Raw genomic sequence first — 959 nt, forward strand, 5'->3', positions numbered from 1 at the left:
ATGGTGGCCGTCACAAAGGCAAAGGCACCCAGCAGCACGGCCATGCTGTTGTCGATACGCGAAACGGTGGCAATCGGGTCATGGAGCATTTCGCCAAACACCGGCAAGGTGCCCGAGACAATCACCACGGTGACCAGGGAGAAGGCCAGGAAATTCACCGGCAGCCCCCAGAAGTTACCGCGCCGCACGTCCTGCATGCTGCGGCAGTAGCGGCTGAAATCACCGAAATTCAGGGTTGGCCCGGAGAAGTACGACACCACCAACGCAGTGGCCACGATCACTTGACCAAACGCCTGCCAGCCCGACAGGGACTTTTCCGACAGGGTAAAGCTGATATTCGCCCAACCGGCCTTCCACACAATCCAACCGGCCAGGGCAAACATCACCGCATACACCACCGGCCCCGCCCAATCGATAAAACGCCGGATAGATTCCATGCCGGCCCAGAACACCGCAGCCTGCAGCACCCACAGGCTAAGGAAACCAAACCAGCCCAGGTAAGACAGGCCGGCGAAATGCGGCTCTGCAAACACTGCCATCTGTGGGAAAAAGCGCAGCACCACAATGATCAAAGCGCTGGAGGCCAGATAAGTCTGAATGCCGTACCAGGCCACGGCGATCAGGCCGCGAATCACCGCAGGAATATTCGCACCGAACACGCCAAACGCCAGTCGGCAGATCACCGGGTAAGGCACGGCGGCCTGCTGGCTGGGCTTGGCCACCAGGTTGGCGATCAACTGCACGATGCAGATACCGACAAGCAAGGCGATCAACACCTGCCAACTGGCCAGCCCCAGGGCGAACAGGCTGGCGGCGAACACATAGCCGCCGACGCTGTGCACATCGCTCATCCAGAAGGCGAAGATGTTGTACCAGGTCCACTTTTGCGGCAGTGGGCCCAGGTCCTGGTTATAGAGGCGCGGGCTGTAGCCTTTGGGCAATTGTTCGGTCATCGCTGG

General features: G+C 60.0%; 1 protein-coding gene. It reads right to left on the reverse strand.

Going from position 1 to position 959, the window contains the following annotated elements; all coding sequences use genetic code 11:
* On the reverse strand, positions 1-953 hold a 953-nt coding region (locus JWR98_RS29130; protein WP_205491891.1), incomplete at its 3' end, for a cytosine permease.
* Between the last annotated feature and the right edge of the window lie 6 nt (positions 954-959).

The sequence above is a fragment of the Pseudomonas lactucae genome (genome assembly GCF_016937615.1).
Lineage (GTDB): Bacteria > Pseudomonadota > Gammaproteobacteria > Pseudomonadales > Pseudomonadaceae > Aquipseudomonas > Aquipseudomonas lactucae.